General features: G+C 72.7%; 16 protein-coding genes. 13 read left to right on the top strand and 3 right to left on the bottom strand.

What is annotated here, in order from left to right:
• Positions 1–7: 7 nt before the first annotated feature.
• The 3 genes from J2S58_RS05530 to J2S58_RS05520 form a co-directional block, all read right to left on the bottom strand.
• Positions 8–1,216, bottom strand: a complete 1,209-nt coding sequence (locus J2S58_RS05530) for a nucleotide sugar dehydrogenase (protein ID WP_205258456.1) — start codon at positions 1,214–1,216, stop codon at positions 8–10.
• A gap of 285 nt (positions 1,217–1,501) precedes the next feature.
• Complete coding sequence (locus tag J2S58_RS05525; RefSeq protein ID WP_205258457.1) at positions 1,502–2,764, bottom strand: hypothetical protein; 1,263 nt, start codon at positions 2,762–2,764, stop codon at positions 1,502–1,504.
• Positions 2,765–3,245: 481 nt separating this feature from the next.
• A complete protein-coding gene (locus tag J2S58_RS05520; protein ID WP_306826510.1) occupies positions 3,246–4,040 on the bottom strand; it encodes a polyprenol monophosphomannose synthase in 795 nt (264 codons plus the stop codon).
• 504 nt (positions 4,041–4,544) lie between these two features.
• On the opposite strand from J2S58_RS05520, the gene mraZ reads away from it, so the two are divergent.
• The 13 genes from mraZ (at position 4,545) to J2S58_RS05455 (ending at position 21,887) form a co-directional block, all read left to right on the top strand.
• Positions 4,545–4,976 carry a division/cell wall cluster transcriptional repressor MraZ gene (mraZ, locus tag J2S58_RS05515; RefSeq protein WP_205257631.1) on the top strand — a complete coding sequence of 144 codons (432 nt, stop codon included), beginning with the start codon at positions 4,545–4,547 and terminating at the stop codon, positions 4,974–4,976.
• Positions 4,977–5,439: 463 nt separating this feature from the next.
• Positions 5,440–6,441, top strand: a complete 1,002-nt coding sequence (gene rsmH / locus J2S58_RS05510; protein WP_205257630.1) for a 16S rRNA (cytosine(1402)-N(4))-methyltransferase RsmH — start codon at positions 5,440–5,442, stop codon at positions 6,439–6,441.
• A gap of 97 nt (positions 6,442–6,538) precedes the next feature.
• A complete protein-coding gene (locus J2S58_RS05505; protein ID WP_205257629.1) occupies positions 6,539–7,438 on the top strand; it encodes a hypothetical protein in 900 nt (299 codons plus the stop codon).
• Positions 7,435–9,597, top strand: coding sequence for a peptidoglycan D,D-transpeptidase FtsI family protein (locus J2S58_RS05500; protein ID WP_205257628.1), 2,163 nt, complete (start codon positions 7,435–7,437; stop codon positions 9,595–9,597). Before J2S58_RS05505 ends, J2S58_RS05500 begins: the two co-directional genes overlap by 4 nt.
• Positions 9,598–9,608: 11 nt before the next feature.
• Positions 9,609–11,243, top strand: coding sequence for a UDP-N-acetylmuramoyl-L-alanyl-D-glutamate--2,6-diaminopimelate ligase (locus J2S58_RS05495; protein ID WP_205257627.1), 1,635 nt, complete (start codon positions 9,609–9,611; stop codon positions 11,241–11,243).
• Positions 11,240–12,865: a UDP-N-acetylmuramoyl-tripeptide--D-alanyl-D-alanine ligase gene (locus J2S58_RS05490; RefSeq protein ID WP_205257626.1), complete on the top strand. Its 1,626-nt coding sequence runs from the start codon at positions 11,240–11,242 to the stop codon at positions 12,863–12,865. The genes J2S58_RS05495 and J2S58_RS05490 overlap by 4 nt, the downstream gene beginning before the upstream one ends.
• A complete protein-coding gene (mraY, locus tag J2S58_RS05485) occupies positions 12,862–13,956 on the top strand; it encodes a phospho-N-acetylmuramoyl-pentapeptide-transferase (RefSeq protein WP_205257625.1) in 1,095 nt (364 codons plus the stop codon). The genes J2S58_RS05490 and mraY overlap by 4 nt, the downstream gene beginning before the upstream one ends.
• A 1-nt stretch (position 13,957) precedes the next feature.
• A complete protein-coding gene (gene murD, locus J2S58_RS05480; RefSeq protein ID WP_205257624.1) occupies positions 13,958–15,547 on the top strand; it encodes a UDP-N-acetylmuramoyl-L-alanine--D-glutamate ligase in 1,590 nt (529 codons plus the stop codon).
• On the top strand, positions 15,544–17,388 hold the full coding sequence (gene ftsW, locus J2S58_RS05475; protein WP_205257623.1) for a putative lipid II flippase FtsW: 1,845 nt from the start codon (positions 15,544–15,546) through the stop codon (positions 17,386–17,388). Before murD ends, ftsW begins: the two co-directional genes overlap by 4 nt.
• The gene (gene murG / locus J2S58_RS05470) at positions 17,385–18,482 is read left to right on the top strand and encodes an undecaprenyldiphospho-muramoylpentapeptide beta-N-acetylglucosaminyltransferase (protein WP_205257622.1); all 1,098 of its coding nucleotides are present in this window, start codon (positions 17,385–17,387) and stop codon (positions 18,480–18,482) included. The genes ftsW and murG overlap by 4 nt, the downstream gene beginning before the upstream one ends.
• Positions 18,479–19,960 carry a UDP-N-acetylmuramate--L-alanine ligase gene (gene murC / locus J2S58_RS05465; protein WP_205257621.1) on the top strand — a complete coding sequence of 494 codons (1,482 nt, stop codon included), beginning with the start codon at positions 18,479–18,481 and terminating at the stop codon, positions 19,958–19,960. The genes murG and murC overlap by 4 nt, the downstream gene beginning before the upstream one ends.
• A gap of 89 nt (positions 19,961–20,049) precedes the next feature.
• Positions 20,050–20,919: a cell division protein FtsQ/DivIB gene (locus J2S58_RS05460; protein WP_205257620.1), complete on the top strand. Its 870-nt coding sequence runs from the start codon at positions 20,050–20,052 to the stop codon at positions 20,917–20,919.
• Between the two features lie 419 nt (positions 20,920–21,338).
• The gene (locus J2S58_RS05455) at positions 21,339–21,887 is read left to right on the top strand and encodes a hypothetical protein (RefSeq protein WP_205257619.1); all 549 of its coding nucleotides are present in this window, start codon (positions 21,339–21,341) and stop codon (positions 21,885–21,887) included.
• The last annotated feature ends 36 nt before the right edge of the window (positions 21,888–21,923 follow it).

Here is a 21,923-nt window from a genome sequence, read left to right as displayed (position 1 = left end):
GTCGGGATCACACCTTCACCCCGTTGCCCAGCATGTTCCAGATGTCGATCACCGGCTTGTCGGTGATCAGATCGCGGTACTCGCCATGCGGGGTGGCGATGATCAGCAGATCAGCTTGTTCGAGCACGGTGTCCAGGTCGGTGAGCGACGGGTCGACGGTGACGTGCGGATCGGTGGTCAGCACGGCGCCGGCCCGGAAGGAGAGCACCCGGCGCAGCTTGTAGGACAGGCTGGCGCGGATGTCGTCGGACCCGCCCTTGAACGCCATGCCCAGGATGCCGACGGTCATCGTGGCCAGGTCAAACCGCTGCTCGAGCCGGCTCACCACGTATAGCGGCAGACCTTCGTTCACGAGCATCGCGGAATGACCCAGGGAGAATTGGTTGTCACTGAACGCCGCCAGCTGCATGGTGTCCTTGAACAGACACGGCCCCGCGGCGAAACCCGCCCCGGGTAGGTCCGCGGCCCGCGGGTAGTCCAGGGACAGTGCGGCGCGGATCTTCTCGAAGTCCAGACCTCGGTCGTTGGCCATCATGTAGAACTGGTTCGCCGCCGCGAACTTGATGTACCGCCAGGTGTTGGTGAAGAGTTTGGCCAGCTCGGCCTCCTCGGGCTCAAGGGGCACCAGGGTGTCGGTGAGCTGGCCGAACAGCATCCCGGCCCGCTTGCGACCCTGCTCTGTGCGCGCCGAGATCAGCTGGGGCAGGCTGAACAGTTCGGTCATCGCCTTGTGCTCGGCGATGCGCTCGGGGCAGAACGCGACGTCGATCTCCAGGCCCAGGCCGGCGATCATCCGCTCCACCAGGGCGGTGACCCCCGGGTACACGGTGCTGCGGAGGACGAGCAGCTGTCCGTCGCGGAAGAATGGGGCACAGGTCGACAGGGCGCGGGGGATGGTCGTCGCGTCCGGGTTCAGGTGTTCATCAACGGGCGTCCCGATGACCACCACGATGTTCTCGGCCCGGCCCACGACAGCGGGGTCGGTGCTGGCCTCGAGCCGGCCGGCCGCGAGCGCGGCTTCCAGCATCGGACCGGCGCCTGGCTCCAGGAACGGCAGGCGTCCCGAGTTGATGCCCTCCACCGCCGTGGGGCTCAGGTCGTAGATGACTACCTTCGCGCCGCGGTCGGCGAACGCGATGGCCAGCGGGAGACCGACGTGTCCGGCTCCACCCACTACGACGACGTCGTGGGTGAACTCCAGTCCGACTGAGATCATGGGAACGAGCCCTTTCCAAGCGTCACGCCGCGCGTACGTGCAGATAAGACCCGGGTCCGGTACCCGGCTCACGCTGCCCTACGGAACGTTCGGCGCTGTGCCGGCGTCGCCGATCCGGCAGGATCAGCGCTAGGCGACTGTAGTGGATTGCCCGCCAGAATGATCCGAGCGACGTGACACGTCGGCTCGTCGACCGTGTCGAACCGGCGCCGGTTCGTCACTTTGCGTTCGGCCTCGAGGTCACCTGTTGACGATGAGGCCGGGCAGCTCGATCCTGCGAAGGGGTCACTCGTCGAACAGCGGGCACGGGAGTGTGAACCGCCACGCCAGTGGAGAGGCTCCCACCTGAACCTCCGGGAGGCCTGATGTGCGGCACACCTGACCAGCTCTATCCGTTTCCTGTGTCCAGGTCGGGGTATCGCTGCCACGCGTGTTGTCCTCGCTGCGGAAGGTGAGTGCCATGACGCCCAGGAGACCCAGCACCAGGACCGGAGCAATGCGAGATGCTCTGCCGCCGCGATCAGCGAGAACGCCGGCAAGAAGTGGAATGACGGCCGACAACAGCATCCCAGCGGACGTGCCCCATCTGAAGATCGGCGGGAGAGCCAGTTGTTCCGGGGTCAGTTCGCTGTAGTAGCCGGGCACCAGGTTGTTGAGTACGAAAGAGGCGATCCACGACGCAGCCGAAGCCAGGATCAACGCAAGGATCACCAGTCGCACCGTGCCTGAACCCAGGACGAAGGTCACAACGGCCCCGGCGATGAAGAGCGCCAGGCTCGCGTACGCGATCCACCACCCGAAGTTCTGCAAGGCTCGTCCGGTGTCGACCCTGTTACCGGTGAAGACGATGAGCGGAGCGTTGATCAAGTAGCCCTCGAGTGTCGAGAGGATCGGGGGGGATCCGGGTACGCGCGGGCGGTCGGTGGTCAGAAAGGTCCATAGTTGTCCGGCCATTCCCAACAGGAATCCACTAAACACGACCCTGGACCGGGTCGGTCGCCAGCAACGGACGATGCCTAGCGGGAGGAATATCAAGGTCTGGGGCTCCGTCATCGCCAAGGCGAAAGCCAGAAATGCGGTAGCGAAGGCGCCTCTGTTAGACCTGGGGATGGAGAGAAGCACCCAGGGCATCAGATACATCGCATACCAGTGGAAGTTGGCCAGGTTGCCGATGGGCTCGTAGCCGGCAAGCGGAAGCAGGATGGGAATGCCGGCCAAGCCGGTGCGGGCCCATCGCGAAGAGACGACATCTCGGGCGAAGTGATAGGTCAGTGAAGCACAGGCGCCGACGAGGACGCAGCTCAAGAAAGTGATGGCCATGCCGAACGCGGTCACGGGCAGCGTACTGACCACGAGGGCCGAGACAACCCGGGGGATGAAGTGCTGATAACCGGCGTAGGGTTCGAACAGGAGCGTCCACGAGCTGTCGGAAGTCCAGTTCTTGACGAAGAGCGCGCCGTCCTCCGCATAGAGGGAATCCCCCGCACCGGCGGGTAGGCGGAGCCATGTGAGCAAGGAACCCACCACCAACACCAGGGCGGTGATCACGCGATCGGTTGATGCCTGATGATGGGCCGGACGCGTGATCAATGCTCTGGTCGACATATCAGCACCCTCCGAAGAACGACACGGTCGAGCGATGGACCACCTGGGCCGGATGGGATGCCGGGCCACCGGCAAGCAATGTGCCGTGCTCGGTGCGAGTCGCGAAGGCTCCGGCGTCATACACCGTCGTCGGTCGAGTCCACAGAACATGAGGGGGCGGCCACCGGTGGGTGCATGAACTCCCTGCAGGCCACGTTCGCCCTCCTCGATCCCGTCGTTGAATCGAGTGCCGCGCTGACAACCGTGAACGGGCTCCCGGCGAGATTGCCCCGGAAGTCGGGACAGCGACAACACAACTGAACCTGGGCACGGTCACATCGCGCGACGCGGATTGGGCAGCGGCTCTCCGGGCGTGCACGGCACGATGGTCGACGGAGCTGCGCCGAGAACCCGCAGCCGCCTGGCACTGGATCAAAGACGTCCGTCACAGCTGTGCGCGACCCCCGCAGGGTGGTGTCGGACCGTCGGGCGTGAGGCGGTCCGTGGGCACTGTCACCAGCCCGCGGAGCTGACGCCAGCGGTGGGCGGCACCCCACAGGGTCACCTTGAGCAGGGCCTCGCGGACGATGTTGCCGCTCATCTTCGAGTCGCCGATCTCCCGTTCGGTGAACGTGATCGGCACCTCCACCACCCGGAAGCCCTCCTGGATCGCCCGCCAGGCCAGATCGACCTGGAAGCAGTAGCCGTGGGACTCCACCGCGTCCAGCGACAGCTTCTGCAGAACCTCGGCACGGAACGCGCGATAGCCACCGGTGATGTCGTGCAGGCCGACCCCCAGGACCAGGCGGGAGTAGATGTTGCCGCCGCGGGACAGGAACTCCCGGTGCTTGGGCCAGTTGACCACCGACCCGCCCGGGACGTACCGGGCCCCCAGCACCACATCGGCGTCCTGCAGCGCCTCGAGCAGCCGGGGCAGCTGCTCCGGCGCGTGCGAACCGTCCGCGTCCATCTCCACCAGCACCGGGTACCCGCGGGACAGACCCCACCCGAACCCGGCGATGTACGCCGCGCCCAGCCCGGCCTTCTCGTTGCGGTCCAGGACGTTGACCCGCTCGTCGGCCGCGGCGCGCTCGTCGGCCAGCTCACCGGTGCCATCCGGGCTGCCGTCGTCCACCACCAGCACGTGCGCCTGGGGGACGGCGCGGAGCAACCGGTCCAGGATGCGCGGCAGGTTCTCCCGTTCCTGATAGGTCGGGATGATCACCAGGGGGTGATCCACGTGCGGTCCGTTCACCGGTCGAGCCTCTCCGAACACCTCGGCGGTCAGCGCGCGCCCACCGGCCCCGCTCCGTCCGGTGTCCGGCGATCGGGTCGGCCGCGTCGCATGCTGACGATCGCCTGCCACACCAGGGCCAGCATCGCGGCCCCGGTCAGCCCCCATTCCACAGGGGCACCGAGCACGGTACTGGGTACAGGTAACTGGATCAGGGGCAACACTCGACGTCTGCCGGTCCGGGTGGAGAACCGGATGAGGGACTTGAGCGCGCCGGTGGGGCTCGGGGCTTTTGACCGCGGGGGCCGTGATGTCCCCGTGTGCCGGCGCCGGGACTCCGTCACGTAACCCCACTTCGCCCCACCGCTCCGAACTGCGAGGACGTCCCGGTGCGGGTCGGAACGGGAGATCCCGGGGGGGAAAGTGGCAGAAAGTGGGGTAGCGTGGCGGCAGCGGGGGACGGGTGGTGGGCAGCCATCGCCCGGCCGGCGTGAGGTGGGGGGTGACGGGATGCTCCAGGGCTTCTTCGGCACCTACACACCGCGGATGGACGACAAGGGACGGGTGACCCTGCCCGCCCGCTACCGGGAGCAGTTCACCGGTGGCGTGATGCTGGTCCGCGGTCAGGACCACTGCCTCTACGCGTTCACCGTCGACGGCTTCGCCGAGTTCGCCGAGGCCGCCATCAACGCCCCGATCACCGACGAACGGGCGCGCGGATACCAGCGCTACATGTTGGCCAACACCGACGAGCAGCGACCGGATGCCCAGGGGCGGATCTCCGTTCCCGCGAGGATGCGGGAGTACGCGGGGCTGACCAAGGACATCGTGGTCACCGGAGTCGGCCTGCGCATGGAGATCTGGGACGCGGCGGAATGGGAGGCCTACCAGGCCCGCCAGGAAGCCGCCTACGCCGCTCCGGAACCGGGGCTGTTGCAGTGAAGTGGTTCGGGCCCGTCCAGAACGGTGCCGGGTCCGGCGTTCTCGCACCGCCGTTCGCACGACCGACAACTCCATCGCCCCACCGGTGACATCCCGCCAGGACTCCCACCGGCACCCCCTGCCACCCGGCCTGCACCCGCCCCGCACCTGACGCGACTTCCCCCGCGCCAGGCGGGGGCGGGTGGGGACCAGGAGTCAGGGCAGAACGGATCGCAGTCATGGGCAGGAGCGGATGTCGACGCCGGCCGCGCCGGTGGCGGACCGGTCCGCTGTCCGCCTGCGTGTCAACGCATGTCACCCCAGTCCCTCTCGTACCCTCACCCTCCAGGGGGTACGAGTGATTTCTGCTGCACCGTCCTGTTCTGCCGCACCACTTCCCGTTCGACCCCGGAGCGATCCGGCGCCGAGCGGTCGCCCCGCCCGCACCGCCGTCCGCGCGCCGATCCGAGACCGGAGGACCTGGATGACGTCGCAGTCCGAGGATCCGGACCTCGCGGCGGTCCACCTCCCCGTGATGGCCGATCGGGTCGTCGACCTGCTCTCGCCGGCCCTGCGGTCGGACGCGGCCCACCCCGGGCCCCGGCTGTTCGTCGATGCGACGCTCGGCATGGGTGGCCACACCCTGCTGCTCCTCGCCGCCCACCCCGAGCTCCGGGTGATCGGCATCGACCGGGACACCGACGCCCTGCGCATCGCCCGCACCCGGGTCACCGCAGCAGGTTTCGCCGATCGTGTCACCTTCGTGCACGCGGTCAACGATGCCGTCGGCGAGGTCGTCGCCGAGCACGCCCCCGGTGGCCGGGTGCACGGCATCCTGATGGACCTCGGGGTGTCCTCGCTGCAGCTCGACGAGATCGACCGCGGTTTCAGCTACGCCCACGACGCGCCGCTGGACATGCGGATGGATCCCACCGGCGGGACGAGTGCGGCCGACGTCGTGAACACCTATCCCGCCGGTGAGCTCGTCCGGGTGCTCCGCGAGTACGGCGAGGAGCGCTTCGCGACCCGCATCGTCTCCGCCGTGGTCAAGGCCCGGGCCGTCGAGCCGTTCACCACCAGCGCCCGGCTCGTCGACCTGGTGCGCACCGCCATCCCGGCCGCCACCCGACGGACCGGTGGGCACCCGGCCAAGCGGACGTTCCAGGCCCTGCGCATCGAGGTCAACGACGAGCTGGGCGTGCTGCGCCGGGCCGTGCCCGCCGCACTGGACAGCCTGGCCGTGGGCGGTCGACTCGTCGTCATGTCGTTCCAGTCGCTGGAGGATCGCATCGTCAAGCGGCTCATCGCACCCCGCACCGAGTCGACCCTCCCGCCCGGCCTGCCCTTCGACATCCCCGGTCACGAGCCCGAGTTCGGGTGGTTGACCCGCGGGTCGCAGCAGGCCGACGAGACCGAGCTGGCCGCCAATCCGCGGGCGGCGGCCGCCCGGTTGCGGGCCGCGGAACGCCGGCGGGACGCGGCGTGAACCGGCGCGGACCCGGCCGGGCCACACCGGCGGCAGGACAGCACTTCCCGGGCGGGACACCCGCCCGGTCACCACGACAGGTCGAGGGGCGGGCACGGTGACCATCACCACGCGCGGGACCCGGGGGCGGGCCGGCCGGACGGGTCGACGGGCCGAGCGGAGCACTCCGGTCGGCCCGCCGGCCGGGACCACCGACGGATCCGCCGGAGTCGGGACCGGCGCCGCGGGCCGCTCGGCATCGGCGCAGCGGGCCTACGCCCGGCGGGAGCGTCGTCACCAGCAGGCCGGCGGCCGGTCGGGCCTGATGCACGGTGGCATGAGCATGGGTGCGGCGATCAGCCGGGCGTCCTTCGTGGTCGTCCTCATCGCCGCCCTCGGCTGTGGCATCGCCGGGGTGCTGTGGCTGACCACGATGACCGACGAGGCCGGTCTGCGGACCAGCCAGTCGCACGCCGACAGCAACGAGCTGCGCATCGAGATCGAGTCGCTGCGCGCCGACGTCGCCTCCCTGGACGCCACCCCCCGCATCGCCCAGGCGGCCGGTGCCCTGGGCATGGTCCCGGCCGGCGACGCCGCGCTCCTCGTCCTGGACGAGGCCGGCAACCCCACGGTGATCGGGACGCCGACCCCGGTCCCCGGACCGCCCGCCCCCGTCGTTCCCACCACGGCGCCGGCCACCACCGAGGCCCCCGCCGCAGCGCCGACCAGCGCCCCGGCGACCAGCGCCCCGGCGACGAGCACCCAGCCGGCCGAGCCGGCCGCGCCCGTCGTGCCGACCACCGAACCGGCGGCGGCACCCACCGAACCGGCAGCGGCACCGCCGGCCGAGATCGCGCCGACCACCCCGGCCGACACCGCCCAGGCTCCGGCACCCAGCACCCCCGCAGCGACGTCCGGCGGCTCCATCAGCGGCGGTGGCGGTTCCATCGGCGCCGCCACCGCGCCGGCACCCACGGCAGACGCACCCACCACAGCAGTGCAGGGGACCCAGCCATGACGGACACGCCCTTCGCCGACCGTGGCGCCCGCCGCGAACACGGCCCCGCGGCCGGGGGTCGCGCCACCGACGGTGCGGAGGAGGCCTTCGGACGCCAGGACATCCGGGGCCGGTCGGCGGACCCGCGGCGCACCACCTCCGGTCGGGCCACCGAGCCGCGCCGCGCGCCGTCCCGCGGTCCCGCGGCCGAGCGCACCCCGCGCACGGTGCCGCCGACCCCCCGGGCTCGCACCCGGCCCGCCGTCCGACCGGCCGGGGACGACGCCCGTCAGGGCGCCCGCCGCACCGGATCGCGACCCGTCGCCGATCCCGTCCGGAGCTCGACGCGCCAGCACTCGGTGCGCGGTCGTCGGCAGCGACAGGACCGCGGCAGCCGGGCGAACACCCGACTCCGCGGTCGCCTCGCGCTGTGGGCCCTGGTCGCGATGATGATGGTGGCCGGTGTCCGGCTGGTGGACATCCAGGTCGTGCAGGCCTCGACCTTCGCCGCGCAGGCCGCCTCGCAGTCGAACCGGGAGGTCGTGCTCCCCGCCCTGCGTGGTTCGATCACGGACCGCAACGGCACCCCGCTGGCCTTCACCGTGCAGGGCCGGGCCGTCGCCGCCCGGCCCGCGCTGTACGCCGACGACGCCCAGCGTCGTCAGGTCGCCGAGATGCTCGTCGCCGATCTGTCCGCCACCCTGCCCGGCCTGACCGTCGACGACATCATGACCAAGCTGACCTCCGGTCGGACCTTCGTCTACCTGGCCCGCGGCCTCATGCCCGCCCAGGCCGACGCGATCGTCGCCGAGCGCAACGAGATCTTCGACGTCGACCACCGCGATGCCCTGGTGATGGACCGGATGGACATCCGGCAGACCACGGCCGACTCGCCGTCGGCGGCCATCGTCGGCGGCACCGACTACGACGGCAACGGTGTCTCCGGCATCGAGGCGAAGTTCGACTCCCAGCTCGCCGGCGAGAACGGGAAGCGCACCGTCGACGTCGACGCGCACGGCCAGATCATCCCCAACACCGCCCGGGACGAGACGGCGGCCCAGGACGGCACCGATCTCCAGCTCACCGTGGACTCCGACCTGCAGTACGTGGTCCAGCAGAAGGTGGCCCAGCGGGTGGCCGAGACCGGCGCGAAGAGCGGCTGCGCCGTCGTCATGACGGTGAAGACCGGCGAGATCGCGGCCATGGCCTGCGCCGAACCCGGCAAGACCACCCGCGAGGTCGGCAACAAGGCGGTCACCGACACCTTCGAGCCCGGCTCGGTGAACAAGGTCGTCACGATGGCCGCCGCCATCGAGCAGGGCCTCATCACCCCGACCACGGTGATGACCGTGGACGGATCCATCAAGATCAACGACGTCACCGTCAAGGACGCCTGGTCGCACGGCCCGATCGACATGACGGCCACCGGCATCCTGGCCAAGTCGTCCAATGTCGGCACGCTGATGATCGCGCAGGAGGTCGGGCCGGACGCGTTCATGGCCAAGGCCAAGCTGTTCGGCCAGGGCGTCCGGAGCGGTGTGCAGCTGCCGTCGGACGCCAAGGGTGTGCTGCCTGACCCGTCGACCTGGTCCTCGAGCACCTTCGCGAACCTGCCGATCGGGCAGGGCGTCTCGATGAACCTGGTCCAGCTCGCCGGCATGTACCAGGCCATCGCCAACGACGGTGTGCGGATCACGCCGACCCTGGTGCGGTCGATGACCGAGAACGGCGTGGCTGTCCCCGTGCCGACCCAGCGTGGCCTCGCCGCGCCCGGGACGGCGGTCACCGTGATGAGCCCGGAGACGGCGCACACCCTGCGCGACATGCTCCGCGGCACCGTGCAGGACGGCGACACCGCGCACCGGGGGACGGCCCCGGCCGCGGCCATCACCGGCTACCAGGTGGCCGGCAAGACCGGTACCGCCCAGCAGGTCGACCCGGAGACGCAGGACTACTCGCAGACCGTCGTCACCACCACGTTCGGCGGGTTCGTCCCCGCGGACGACCCCGTCTACTCCATCGCGCTGATGCTCGACGCCCCGAACTCCAGCGGGCCGGGCGGCAGCAGTGCGGCTCCGTTGTTCCACGAGATCGCCGCGTACGCCATGCGTCAGGCCGACGTGCCGCCGTCGGCCACCGCCGCCCCGGTGTACGACCTGTACGTCGGTGCGGCCGGGTAGATTTCGCCCCCGTGCCTCCTCCCGCCCCGCTCCGCCCGTCGGCCGTCCCCGGCGTCCGGTTGTCGGAGCTGACGTCCGGCGTCGCCGACCCCGCCGCTGTCGGCACACCCGCCGGCGACGGCTCCGCCGGGTCCGCCGACCCCCTGGTCCTCGGGGTCACGCTGCGGGCCCAGGACGCCCGACCGGGTGACCTGTTCGCCGCGCTGCCCGGGACCCGGGTGCACGGCGCCGCCTTCGCCCGTCAGGCGGTCGCCGCCGGTGCGGTCGCCGTCCTCACCGACCCGGCCGGGTTGGCCGACCTCGCCGGGGTCGATGTCCCGGTCGTGGCGGTGCCCGACGTCCGCGCCGTGCTGGGCCCGCTCGCCGCCCGGGTGGTGGGGGACCCCAGCCGGACCCTCCCGGTCGTCGGCATCACCGGCACCTCCGGGAAGACCACGACGGGATACCTGCTCGAGGCCGCCCTGGCCGCCGACGGGACCCGCACCGGGCTCATCGGCACCGTGCAGACCCGGTTGGCCGGCGACGTCCTGCCCAGTGCGTTGACCACCCCGGAGGCCCCGGATCTGCAGGCGTTGTTCGCGGTGATGGTGGAGCGCGGAGTCGGTGCCGCGGTGATGGAGGTGTCCTCCCACGCACTGTCGTTGGGCCGGGTGGCCGGCACCCGGTTCGCCCTGGCCGTGTTCACGAACCTCTCGCAGGACCACCTGGACTTCCACCCGGACATGGAGTCCTACTTCCGGGCCAAGGAGCTGCTGTTCGACGGACGCGCCCAGCGCGGCCTGGTCGTCGTGGACGACGAGTGGGGCCGCCGCCTGGCTGCCGCCCACCCGGAGGTCGCCACGCTGTCCACCTCCGGCACCCCCGCCGACTACCGCGTGGTCGCCGACACCTCGACCCCGTCCGGGGCCCAGCAGCTGACCCTCCAGCTGCCCGACGGCCGCCGTGTCGAGGCCACCGTCGGCCTGCCCGGCCGGTTCAACGTGGCCAACGCCGCGGCGGCGCTGGCCGCGGTCGACCTGCTCGGCCGGGACGTCGAGCAGGCCGCGGCGGCATTGGCCGCGGTGGCCGTCCCCGGCCGGATGCAGCGCGTGGACGCCGGACAGGACTTCCTCGCCGTCGTCGACTACGCGCACAAGCCGGCGGCCGTCGGGGCGGTGCTGCGGGCCGTCCGCTCCGCGGTGACCGGGCGGGTGATCGTCGTGCTCGGCGCCGGGGGCGACCGGGACACCGGCAAGCGGGCGGTGATGGGCCGGGAGGCCGCGCACGGTGCCGATCTGGTCATCGTCACCGACGACAACCCCCGCTCCGAGGTGCCCGCCGCCATCCGCGCGCAGGTGCTCGCCGGCGCCCGTGAGCCCGATGCGGGTGGTGCCGCGGCGGCCGGGCAGGTGCGGGAGGTCGGCGACCGCCGGGCCGCCATCCGCGCCGCCGTGGCCGCGGCTCGGCCCGGGGACGCGGTGGTCATCGCCGGCAAGGGCCACGAGCGCGGGCAGGACATCGGCGGCGTCGTCCACCCGTTCTCCGACATCGACGAACTGGCCGCCGCGCTGGCCGGCCGGGCCGACGGCGGGACGGACGGCCCACCGCGCGGCGCATCGCCGGCCACCGGATCACCGCACGAGACAGCACAGGACGGACCCCGATGATCGCCATGGACCTGGCCCGAGTCGCCGCGGTGGTCGGCGTCCCCGTGCAGGACGGGTGGGCGGAGGTCACGGTCACCTCGGTCGAGTTCGACACCCGCCGGGTGACCCCCGGGGCGTTGTTCGTGGCCCTGCGCGGCGAGCGGGTCGACGGGGCCGCGTTCGCCGCCGCCGCCCGTGCGGCCGGGGCGGTCGCGGTGCTGGCCGCGGAGCCGGTGGAGGCGGGACTGCCGGTGCTGGCCGTGGGCGCGCCCGCCGCGGGGGAGCCGGAGAACGGGCCCGTGCTGACCGCCCTGGCGCACCTGGCCCGGGAGTCGGTGCGCCGGCTGGTCGACGAGCACGACCTCGAGGTCGTCGGGGTGACCGGGTCGAGCGGCAAGACCTCGACCAAGGATCTGATCGCCGCAGTGCTGGCGGCGGCGACCCCGGCCGGCTCGGAGGCGGTCATCGCGCCGCCGGAATCGTTCAACAACGAGCTCGGCCACCCGTACACCGCGCTGCGGGCCACTCCGGACACGCGCTTCCTGGTCCTGGAGCTGTCCGCCCGCGGGCCCGGACACGTCGCCTGGCTGGCCTCGATCGCCCCGCCGCGGATCGGTGCGGTGCTCAACGTGGGGTCCGCACACCTCGGCGAGTTCGGCTCGGTCGAGGCGATCGCCACGGCCAAGGCCGAGCTCGTCGAGGCCCTGCCGCCGGAGTCGGCCGGCGGGGTCGCCGTGCTCAACGCCGACGACGGCCGGGTCGCGGCGATGGCCGCGCTCACCGCGGCCCGGGTGGTGCTGGTGGGCGGTGCGCCGACCGCGACCGTCCGGGCCCAGGACGCCCGGCAGGACGACTCCGCCCGGTCGAGCTTCACCCTGGTGACGCCGAACGGCACCGCGCCGGTCAGCCTGCGGGTGGTGGGGGAGCACCAGGTCGGCAACGCGCTCACCGCCGCCGCGATCGGCGAGGCCGTCGGGATGGACGTGGCCACCATCGCCGCCGCGCTGTCCGCGGCCGAACCGGCCAGCCGCTGGCGCATGGAGGTCACCGAGCTGCCCGGTGGTATCACCGTGGTCAACGACGCCTACAACGCGAACCCGCACTCGGTGAAGGCCGCGCTGCGCGCGCTGGCCACCATGGGCGCCGCGGGTCGACGCACCTGGGCCGTGCTGGGCGAGATGGCCGAACTGGGCGACGGGGCGGCCGCGGCCCACGACGAGATCGGCCGGCTGGTGGTGCGCCTGGGCATCGGCCAGCTGCTGGTCGTCGATCCGCTGGAGGCGGCCCGCGAGGCGGAGCGGGCGGGCCCCGCCGTCCCCGGGATGTCCGGCTCCCTGCTCGCCCCGACCGCGCGGCGTTCGGCGGGCCGGGCCCTGTACCTGGGCGCGCATCTGGAAGGCTCCTGGGACGGGGAGGCGGAACTCGTCCCCGGTGTGGACCAGGCGGTCGACATCCTGCTGGGAGATCTCGCGCAGGGAGATGTGGTGCTGGTCAAGGCGTCCCGGTCGGTCGGGCTGGAGCAGGTCGCGCTGCGGGTCATCGAGGGCCTGCGGGCCCGGGCGGCTGCGCCCGCCCCCGACGCCACCAGCACGACCGGCACGACCAGCGCGACCGGCACGGACGGGACGGGTGACCGCGCGTGAAGACCATCCTCATCGCGGCGATCGTCGGCCTCGGCGTCTCCATCCTGCTGACTCCGTACCTGATCAAGGTGTTCTCCCGGCAGGGCTTCGGTCAGGAGATCCGCCAGGACGGCCCGCAGGCCCACCTGCACAAGCGCGGCACTCCCACCATGGGTGGCGCCGCGGCCATCGCCGCCATGTGGATCGGGTACCTGGTCGCGGTCGCGATCCAGATGATCGACGGCGGCGGCGGGCCCACCGCGTCCGGTCTGCTGCTGCTCTACGTCACCACCGGCATGGGCGTCGTCGGTTTCCTGGACGACTTCATCAAGCTCCGCAAGCGCCGCAACCTGGGGCTGAACAAGAAGGCCAAGCTCATCGGCCAGACGTTCGTCGGCGCCTCGTTCGCCGTGCTGGTGCTGCTGTTCCCGGGCGTGAACGGGTTGACCCCGGCCTCGACGGACATCTCCTACGCCCGCGACCTGACGTTCCTGTCCCTCGGGGCGGTCGGGTTCGTCATCGTGGCCATCCTGCTCATCGCGGCGTGGTCCAACGCGGTCAACCTGACCGACGGGTTGGACGGGCTGGCCGCCGGCGCCTCGGTGATGGTGCTCGGCGCCTACGTCGCGGTCTGCTTCTTCCAGTTCCGCAACGCGTGCTGGAACACCGGCCTGAGCGCCGCCGCCCAGGCCGGCTGCTACCAGGTGCGCGATCCGCTCGATCTCGCCGTGGTCGCCTCGGCGATGCTCGGCGGCTGCATCGGATTCCTGTGGTGGAACGCCCACCCCGCGCGCATCTTCATGGGCGACACCGGCTCGCTGGCCCTGGGCGGGATGATCGCTGGGCTGTCCATCATGACCCGTACCGAACTGCTGCTCGTGGTCATCGCCGGCCTGTTCGTCGTGGAGATCCTGTCCGTGGTCATCCAGGTCGCCGGGTTCAAGACCCGCCGCATCCGGATCTTCAAGATGGCCCCCTTCCACCACCACTTCGAGTTGTCCGGGTGGGCGGAGACCACGGTCCTGGTGCGTTTCTGGTTGCTGGCCGCGGTGTCCGCGGCGCTCGGACTCGGCCTGTTCTACGCCGAGTGGCTGTCGCTGACCGGTGGCTGAGATGACCGAGCCCGCCCCCGAGCCCACATCCGACCCCACCGCCGACCCGGCCGTTGCGGACACCCGGGTCACGGTGTTGGTCGCCGGAGCCGGTGTGACCGGTCGCGCCGTCGTGCACGCCCTGCGCGGACTGGCCGACGTCGTGCTCACCGGCGACCACGACGCCCCGCCGTGGCTCGACGAGGCGCCCGGCGTCCGTTGGGAGCAGGGCCTCACCGCCGTCCCGGACGGGGTCTCCATCGTCGTGGCCTCACCCGGGCTCCGGCCCTCCACCCCGGTGCTGCTGAACGCCGCGGCCCGTGGCATCGAGGTGATCGGCGAGGTGGAACTGGCCTGGCGGCTGGACCGCTCCGGTCGCCTCGGTGACCCCCGCCCCTGGCTCGCGGTCACCGGGACCAACGGCAAGACCACCACCACCGGCATGCTCGAATCCATCCTCCGCGCCGCCGGTCGCACGGTCACCGCGTGCGGCAACATCGGCTGGCCCGCGGTCGAGGCCGTCGCGGCCACCGATCCCGCCCAGCAGGTCATCGCCGCCGAGTTGTCCAGCTTCCAGCTCCACTCGGCGCCGACCCTGCGGCCGACCGCGGGGGTCGTGCTGAACGTCGCCGAGGACCACCTCGACTGGCACGGCTCGATGCAGGCGTACGGCCAGGCCAAGGCGCGTGTGCTGACCGGCGACTGGGCCGTCGCGGTCCTCGACGATCCGGGTGCGGCCGCCCTGCTGCGGGACGCGCCCGCGGCCCGCTGGATCGGGGTCACCGCCGCCGCACCCGAGCCGGGGCAGATCGGCGTCGTGGACGGCACGGTCGTCGACCGGGCGGTCGGTGGGGCGGCGGGCCGCGAGCTGTTCGCGGTGGCCGACGTCCGGCCGCCGGGCCCGCACAACGTCACCAACGCGATGGCGGCCGCGGCCCTGGCCCTCACCGTCGGGGCGACCCCCGACGAGGTGGCCCGCGGTCTGCGGGCGTTCGTGCCCGGCGGGCACCGCAACGTGCTGGTGTGCCGGCGGGCCGGCGTCGACTGGGTGGACGACTCCAAGGCCACCAACCCCCACGCGGCGGCGGCGAGCCTGCTGTCCTACCCCCGGGTGGTGTGGATCGCCGGCGGCCAGCTCAAGGGCGCCTCGGTCGACGATCTGGTGATCGCCGTGCGTGACCGATTGGCCGGTGTGGTGCTCCTCGGCGTCGACGCTCCTGTGCTCGCGGCCGCACTTTCCCGACACGCCCCCGATGTCCCCGTCCGGGCCGTTCCCGGCACCGACGATGGCGTGATGACAACGGTGGTGCGGCAGGCGGCGGCCCTGGCAGGGTCCGACGACACGGTGGTGCTGGCTCCGGCCGCGGCGTCGTTGGACATGTTCTCCTCCTACGCCGACCGGGGGAACGCGTTCTCCGCCGCCGCGCAGGCGCTGCCCGACGGTCCCGTCGCCGCCCCGGTGTTCCTCGATCCCGAGCAGCCCGGCGATGCCGACCGGTCCGACGCGCAGCAGTCCGACGCGCAGCAGGCCGGCGCGCAGCAGACCGGCTCGCAGCGGTCCGGTTCGGCGCGGGCCACCGACCAGGGCGGCCGGCGGGGCAAGCGCCGGTGAGCGGGCCGAGCCCGGCCGATCACGGCCCCGACTCGCCCGCCGCCCGCCGCTCCGCCGGTTCCGCCGTCGGTGATGACGACGGCGCCACGGCTCCGGGGTTCGTGCTGGACGACGACCCGTCCCGCAGCACCCACGGCACCGAAGACGCAGGCAACGACACCACCGGTCCCGGCGGGTCGCGGGTCGGCGCGCGGCCGGTCCGCCCGCGCGCGTCCGCCGGCGCCCGCGCCGGCCTGTTCGCCCGCGTGCGCGGCGGCAGCCGCACGGCCCTGCGTGCCGGTGTCGAGTGGCTCGACCGGCCGATGACCTCGCTGCACCTGATCCTGGCCGTCTTCGCACTGCTCCTCGGCTTCGGCCTGCTGATGGTGCTGTCGTCCTCGTCGGTGTCGGCCTTCGAGCGGCTCGGGTCCTCGTTCTCGATCTTCCAGAACCAGGCGACGTACGCCGCCATCGGCCTGCTCGGCTTCTTCCTCACCCAGTACCTGCCGGTGCGCTGGATGCGCGGTATCTCCACCTGGGCGGTCATCGGGTCCCTGCTGCTGCTGGTCGCCGTGCTCGTCCCGGGGATCGGCTCGCTGAAGTTCGGTGCGCGCAGCTGGATCGCGGTGGGTGGGTTCCAGTTCCAGCCCGCCGAGATCGGCAAGCTGGCCCTGCTGCTGTGGGCTGCGCACGTGTTGGCCTCCCGGCGCAACACGCTGGGCTCGGTCAAGGCCCTGCTCGTGCCCGTGCTGCCGGTGTTCCTGCTGATGGCCGCCCTGCTGATGGCCCAGCCCGACCTGGGTACCACCGTCGCGCTGAGCATCGTCTTCCTGGCCGTCCTGTACTTCGCCGGCGCCCCGGGCTGGCTGTTCGGTGTGGTCGCCGGAGTCGGTGTCGCCGGGCTCGTCGGGCTGGCCCTCGCGGCGCCCTACCGGCTGGCGCGGGTCACCGCGTTCCTGGACCCGGAGACCGCCGGGGACGCCGGGTACCAGCTGCGACAGAGCCTGTACGGCCTGGGCAACGGCGGCTGGTTCGGTGTCGGGCTCGGGCAGTCCCGGGCCAAGTGGAGCTATTTGCCCAACGCCGACTCCGACTTCATCTTCGCCATCGTGGGGGAGGAGCTCGGCCTGATCGGCGCCGGCCTGCTGCTCCTGCTGTTCGGGCTGCTCGCCTACACCGGCCTGCGGATCGCGCGGCGCAACGTGGACCCCTTCGTGAAGATCACCGCGTCCGCGGCCACCGTCTGGCTGGTCGGGCAGGCGGCGATCAACATCGGCTACGTCATCGGCCTGCTGCCCGTCACGGGCATCCCGTTGCCCATGATCTCCGTCGGTGGCACCTCGTTGATCATCACCATGCTCGTCTTCGGGTTGCTGGCGAACTTCGCCCGGCGCGAGCCGGAGGCCGTGGTCGCCACCAACGCCGGCGACGGCGGCCGCCTCGCCCGCTTCCTCGGCATGCGTCCGGACGGCGCCGCCGCCCTGCGCGCCCGCCGGGTGCAGCGTCGCCGCGACCGGGCGCTGCGGAAGGGCAAGGCTCCGGCAGCCGCCCGTTCCGTGGGGGCCACCGCCGCGTCGCCGGCCGCACCCGCGCCCCGCTCGACCCCGGCTCGGCCGGTCCCCGCCCGGTCGGACGGCGGCCGCGCGACCGCGGTCGACACCCGGCAGACCGGTCTGCGCCGGCCGTCGACGCAGCTCCGGGACACCGGGGCCCGGGACCCCCGGAGCCGTCCGGCATCCGCCGGCCGGCCGCCGGCGTCCCGGGGCACGGTCGGCTCCCGGGCCGAGACCGAGCGCCTCCCGCAGCAGCGGCCCGAACGCCGGCCGGTTCGCCCGTCCGCCCGCACGGACCGCACCCGATGACGAGCGTGCTGCTGGCCGGCGGCGGGACCGCCGGCCACATCGAACCCGCATTGGCCGTCGCCGACGCCCTCCGCGCCCACGATCCGTCGATCCGGGTGGCGGCCCTGGGCACCGCCCGGGGTCTGGAGACCACCCTGGTCCCGGCGCGCGGGTACGAGCTCGACCTCATCCCCGCGGTGCCGTTGCCCCGCAGGCCCAGTGCCGATCTGCTGACCCTGCCGTGGCGGCTGCGCGGGGCGGTACGGGCGACACGTGAGGTGCTCCGCGTCCGGGACGTGGACGTGGTCGTCGGGTTCGGCGGGTACGTCGCCCTGCCGGCCTATCTGGCCGCCCGGGGGCGGGTGCCGATCGTGGTGCACGAGGCCAACGCCCGGGCCGGGTTGGCCAACAAGATCGGCGCCCGGTTCGCGGCCGCGGTGGGTGCCGCCGTCCCCGGATCCGGTCTGCCCGGCGCGCAGGTCGTCGGCAACCCGGTGCGCGCCACCCTGTCCGGGCTGGATCGCGCCGCCCTGCGGGCGGAGGCCAGGGCCGCCTTCGGCCTGGACCCGGACGCCCCCACGCTGCTGGTCTTCGGGGGATCCCAGGGTGCGGCGCGGATCAACTCCGCCGTGTCCGGTGCGGCCACGGCCCTGGCCGCCGCCGGGGTCGGCGTCCTGCACGCCCATGGCCGGAAGAACGCGATCACCCTGCCCGACCCGGTGGCCGGCACACCGCCGTACGTGGCGGTCCCGTACCTCGACCGGATGGATCTGGCCTACGCGGCGGCCGATCTGGTGCTGGCCCGTTCCGGCGCGATGAGCGTCGCCGAGATCGGCGCCGTCGGCCTGCCCGCGGTCTACGTCCCCCTGCCGCACGGCAACGGCGAGCAGCGCCTGAACGCGGCCGCCCAGCTCGACGCGGGCGCCGCGGTGCTCATCGAGGACGCGGACCTCGACGTGGCCGCGATCGAGAGGCAGGTCCTCCCGTTGCTCACCGATCCGGTCCGCCGTGCCGCGATGACGTCGGCCGCGGGCACCGCTGCCGCGCATCCCGCCGACGGCGCCCTGGTCGAGATGGTGCTGTCCGCGGCGGCCGGCCGGAAGCGCCGCCGATGAGCGACCGGACTCCGGACGGGGACGCCGCCCCCGTCACCTCGACCGGGGCCTCACTGGCCCGCGCCTTCCTCGTCGGGGTGGGCGGCGCCGGGATGAGCGGCATCGCCGGCATGCTCGCCGAGCGCGGACTGCCGGTCGCCGGCTCGGACGCCCGGGAATCCTTGGTGCTGCAGGATCTGCGGGACCGGGGCGTCATCGGGTTCGTCGGCCACGACGGTGCCCAGCTCGACGCCCTGCCCGGTGGTCCGACCGCCGTGGTGGTGTCCACCGCGGTGCGGCCGGACAACCCGGAGGTGCTCGCCGCGCGGGAGCGGGGCATCCCGGTGGTCCGCCGGGCCGAGGCCCTCGCCGCGCTCATGGCGGATCGGCGCAGCGTGTGCGTGGCCGGCACCCACGGGAAGACGTCCACCACCTCGATGCTGACCGTCGCGCTGCGCGAGGCCGGACTCGACCCGTCCTTCGCGATCGGTGGGGAGCTGAACACGGCCATCGCCGGCTCCAGGCACGCACACGGCGGCGGCGGTGACGTGTTCGTCGCCGAGGCCGACGAGTCCGACGGGTCGTTCCTGTCGTTCGCCCCGCACGGCGCGATCGTCACCAACCTCGAGCCGGACCACCTCGACCACCACGGCACCGCCGAGGCCTACCAGGCGGTGTTCGACGCCTTCGTCGACCGGATCCTGCCCGGCGGGTTCCTGGTCGCCTGCGCCGAGGACGCCGGCAGTGCCGCCCTCGCCGGTCGCGCCCGACTCGGCCGGATCGTCACCTACGGCTGGGCCAACACCGGGGACGGGGTCACTCCGGACGGTGGGAGCGGGGGGCCGGACGTGCGCATCACCCGCCCGTCGACACTCGGTGCCGCGGCGACCATCTCGTTGGCCGACGGCCGGGCCTTCGACGTCACCCTGCCGGTACCCGGCGAACACATGCTGCTGAACGCGGCCGCAGCGCTGGCCGCCGGCGTGGAGCTGGGTGCGGATCCGGTGGCGCTGGCCCGGGGGCTCTCCGGGTACGGGGGTGTGCGCCGACGGTTCGAACGCAAGGGCTCGGCCGACGGCGTCGAGGTCTACGACGACTACGCCCACCATCCGACCGAGGTGCGTGCCCAGATCCGGGCGGCGCGGGAGATCGTCCCCGCCGACGGGCGGCTGGTCGTGGTGTTTCAGCCGCACCTGTACTCCCGGACGGCCGCCTTCGCCGCCGAGTTCGGGGACGCGCTGGGCGAGGCCGACGTGGTCGTGCTGCTCGATGTCTACGGCGCCCGTGAGGAACCCGTCCCCGGCGTCACGGGAGCGCTTGTCGCGCAGCACGTCCCGACGGCCGACCGGGCTGTGCAGGTGGTGTTCCACGCAGATCGCGCCACCGCGGCCGCCCGGGTGCTGCCCCTGCTGCACGCCCGCGACCTGGTGATCACCATGGGCGCCGGTGACATCACCTCGCTCGGCCCCGATCTGCTGGCCCTGCTGGAGGACCGATGAGCACCCCCACCCGGTCGACCCCCGGCGGTGCCCGTCGCGGCGGATCCCCGCGGCGACGGGGCCGCTCGCTCCGGATGCGACCGACGGACGTGACGGACACTGCCGACGACGCGTCGCAGGATCCGGACCCGGACCGGATCGACCGCACGGCAACACCTCTCGCCGACCGGGCCGACGGTGCGGACCACCCGGATGTCGACGACGACACCGGCGCCGCAGCTTCCCGGGGCGGGGAGCAGGTCGACCAGGCGCCCCCGACGCGGCCGCGACGAGTGGTCCGGCCGCCCCGCCGCTGGCCGTGGATCGTGGGCATGGTGCTGGCCGTCGTCGTGCTGATCGGCGGTTTCGTGACGGTGTGGTGGACGCCGCTGCTGGGTCTGCGGACCGTGCAGGTGTCCGGCGTGCAGGACGACGTCCGGGCCCAGGTGCAGGCGGCGGTGGATGTCACGGCCGGCACCCCGCTGGCCCGGATCGACCTCGACGCGGTCTCCGCCCGGGTCGCCGATGTGCCCTCGGTGGCCTCCGTGCAGGTCAGCCGCGGTTGGCCGCACGCGTTGGACGTCCAGGTCGTCGCCCGGGTGCCCGTCGCGGTCACCCAGGCGAACGGCAGCTGGTGGTTGATGGACGCGGCCGGTGATCCCTACGTCCCGGTGGATGCCGCTCCGGCCGGGCTGCCCGTCGTCGAGCTGGCCACCCCCGGCGCCGGCGACCCGGCGACGGTCGCCGCCCTGACGGTGGCCCAGGCCCTACCCGACGGACTGCGTACCCAGGTCGCCGCGGTGGCTGCGCGGACCGCGTTCGACGTGACCCTCCGTCTGGCCGACGGTCGCACCGTGGTCTGGGGCGATGCCGCGGACGCCACGCAGACGGCCCGCAAGATCGAGGTGCTGCCCGCCCTGCTGCAGCAGGACGGCACCGTCCTCGACGTCTCCGACCCCACCCTGGTCACGGTGCGCTGACCCGTCGGACCCACGGCCGGGCGACCGGGCCGTCCGGGGAGTGCCGGCGGGCCCCCGGTGCCCGACCGGTATCGCCGGGCACGGCTGGTGATCGACGCGCTCGACCGCGTCCGGGGGCGCCACGTTCGGCTGGATTCCCGCCGTTCGGACCTTCACCCAGGAACACCCCGTACCCGGGATCCTCCACCCAGAGTGAGATCCTGCTCGGGAACCATGCCTTCGGGGGACCGGCGGGGCGGAGGGCGTCCGGCATTCTCACCATGCGTGAAGAAGTCCGGTGATCAACATTCCTGGCGCAGATTGACGGGTATTTCGCTGCGTCGGGCGGTCCGTTAGGGTTCCGGTGCGAGGTCATTCCGCACATGTTTCACCGAATCATCACATCCTTCCTTTCCCTCCTTTCCTAAGGACTCCCAGGTATGTCTTCCCTCTTCTCGGCTGCCCCCACCGTCCGTTCCCTCCTGCGCACCGCCGTCGTCGGGTCCGCCGCGGCGGCGCTGGTCCTCGGGTCCGCCGCGGTGGCCTCGGCCGCCCCCGGCGACGTGTCCAACACCCAGGACACGCAGGCCAACGTCCAGGTCGACGGGATCATCATCCTGTCCGGTCTGACGCCGACGTTCACCCTGGCCGGTCCGTCCGACCAGCTGGCGACGGCAACGGTCAACTACACCGTGGAGACCAACAACCCGGGTGGGTACTCGGTGACGGTCATCGCCACCGCCCCCAACCTCCTGCCGGCCGACCAATCGGCGAACCCGGACGTCGTCCCCGTCAGTCTCATCACCGCGGACGACGGCACCGTCGCGGGTGGTCCGTTGAGCGACACCGTCCCGCTCGAGGTGCACAACCAGGGCCTCCGCTCGGCGCCCGGTGGCGACAACCTGTCGACCGACTACTCGGTGATCATCCCGCTGGTCAACGAGGACACCTACTCCGGCACGCTGACCTACGTGGCCACCGCCCTGTGACAGTGGGGGACGCGCCGCGTCGACGGGGACACCGAC

The sequence above is a fragment of the Nakamurella flavida genome, assembly GCF_030811475.1.
Lineage (GTDB): Bacteria > Actinomycetota > Actinomycetes > Mycobacteriales > Nakamurellaceae > Nakamurella > Nakamurella flavida.
This window is presented reverse-complemented; position numbering and strand designations above follow the sequence as displayed.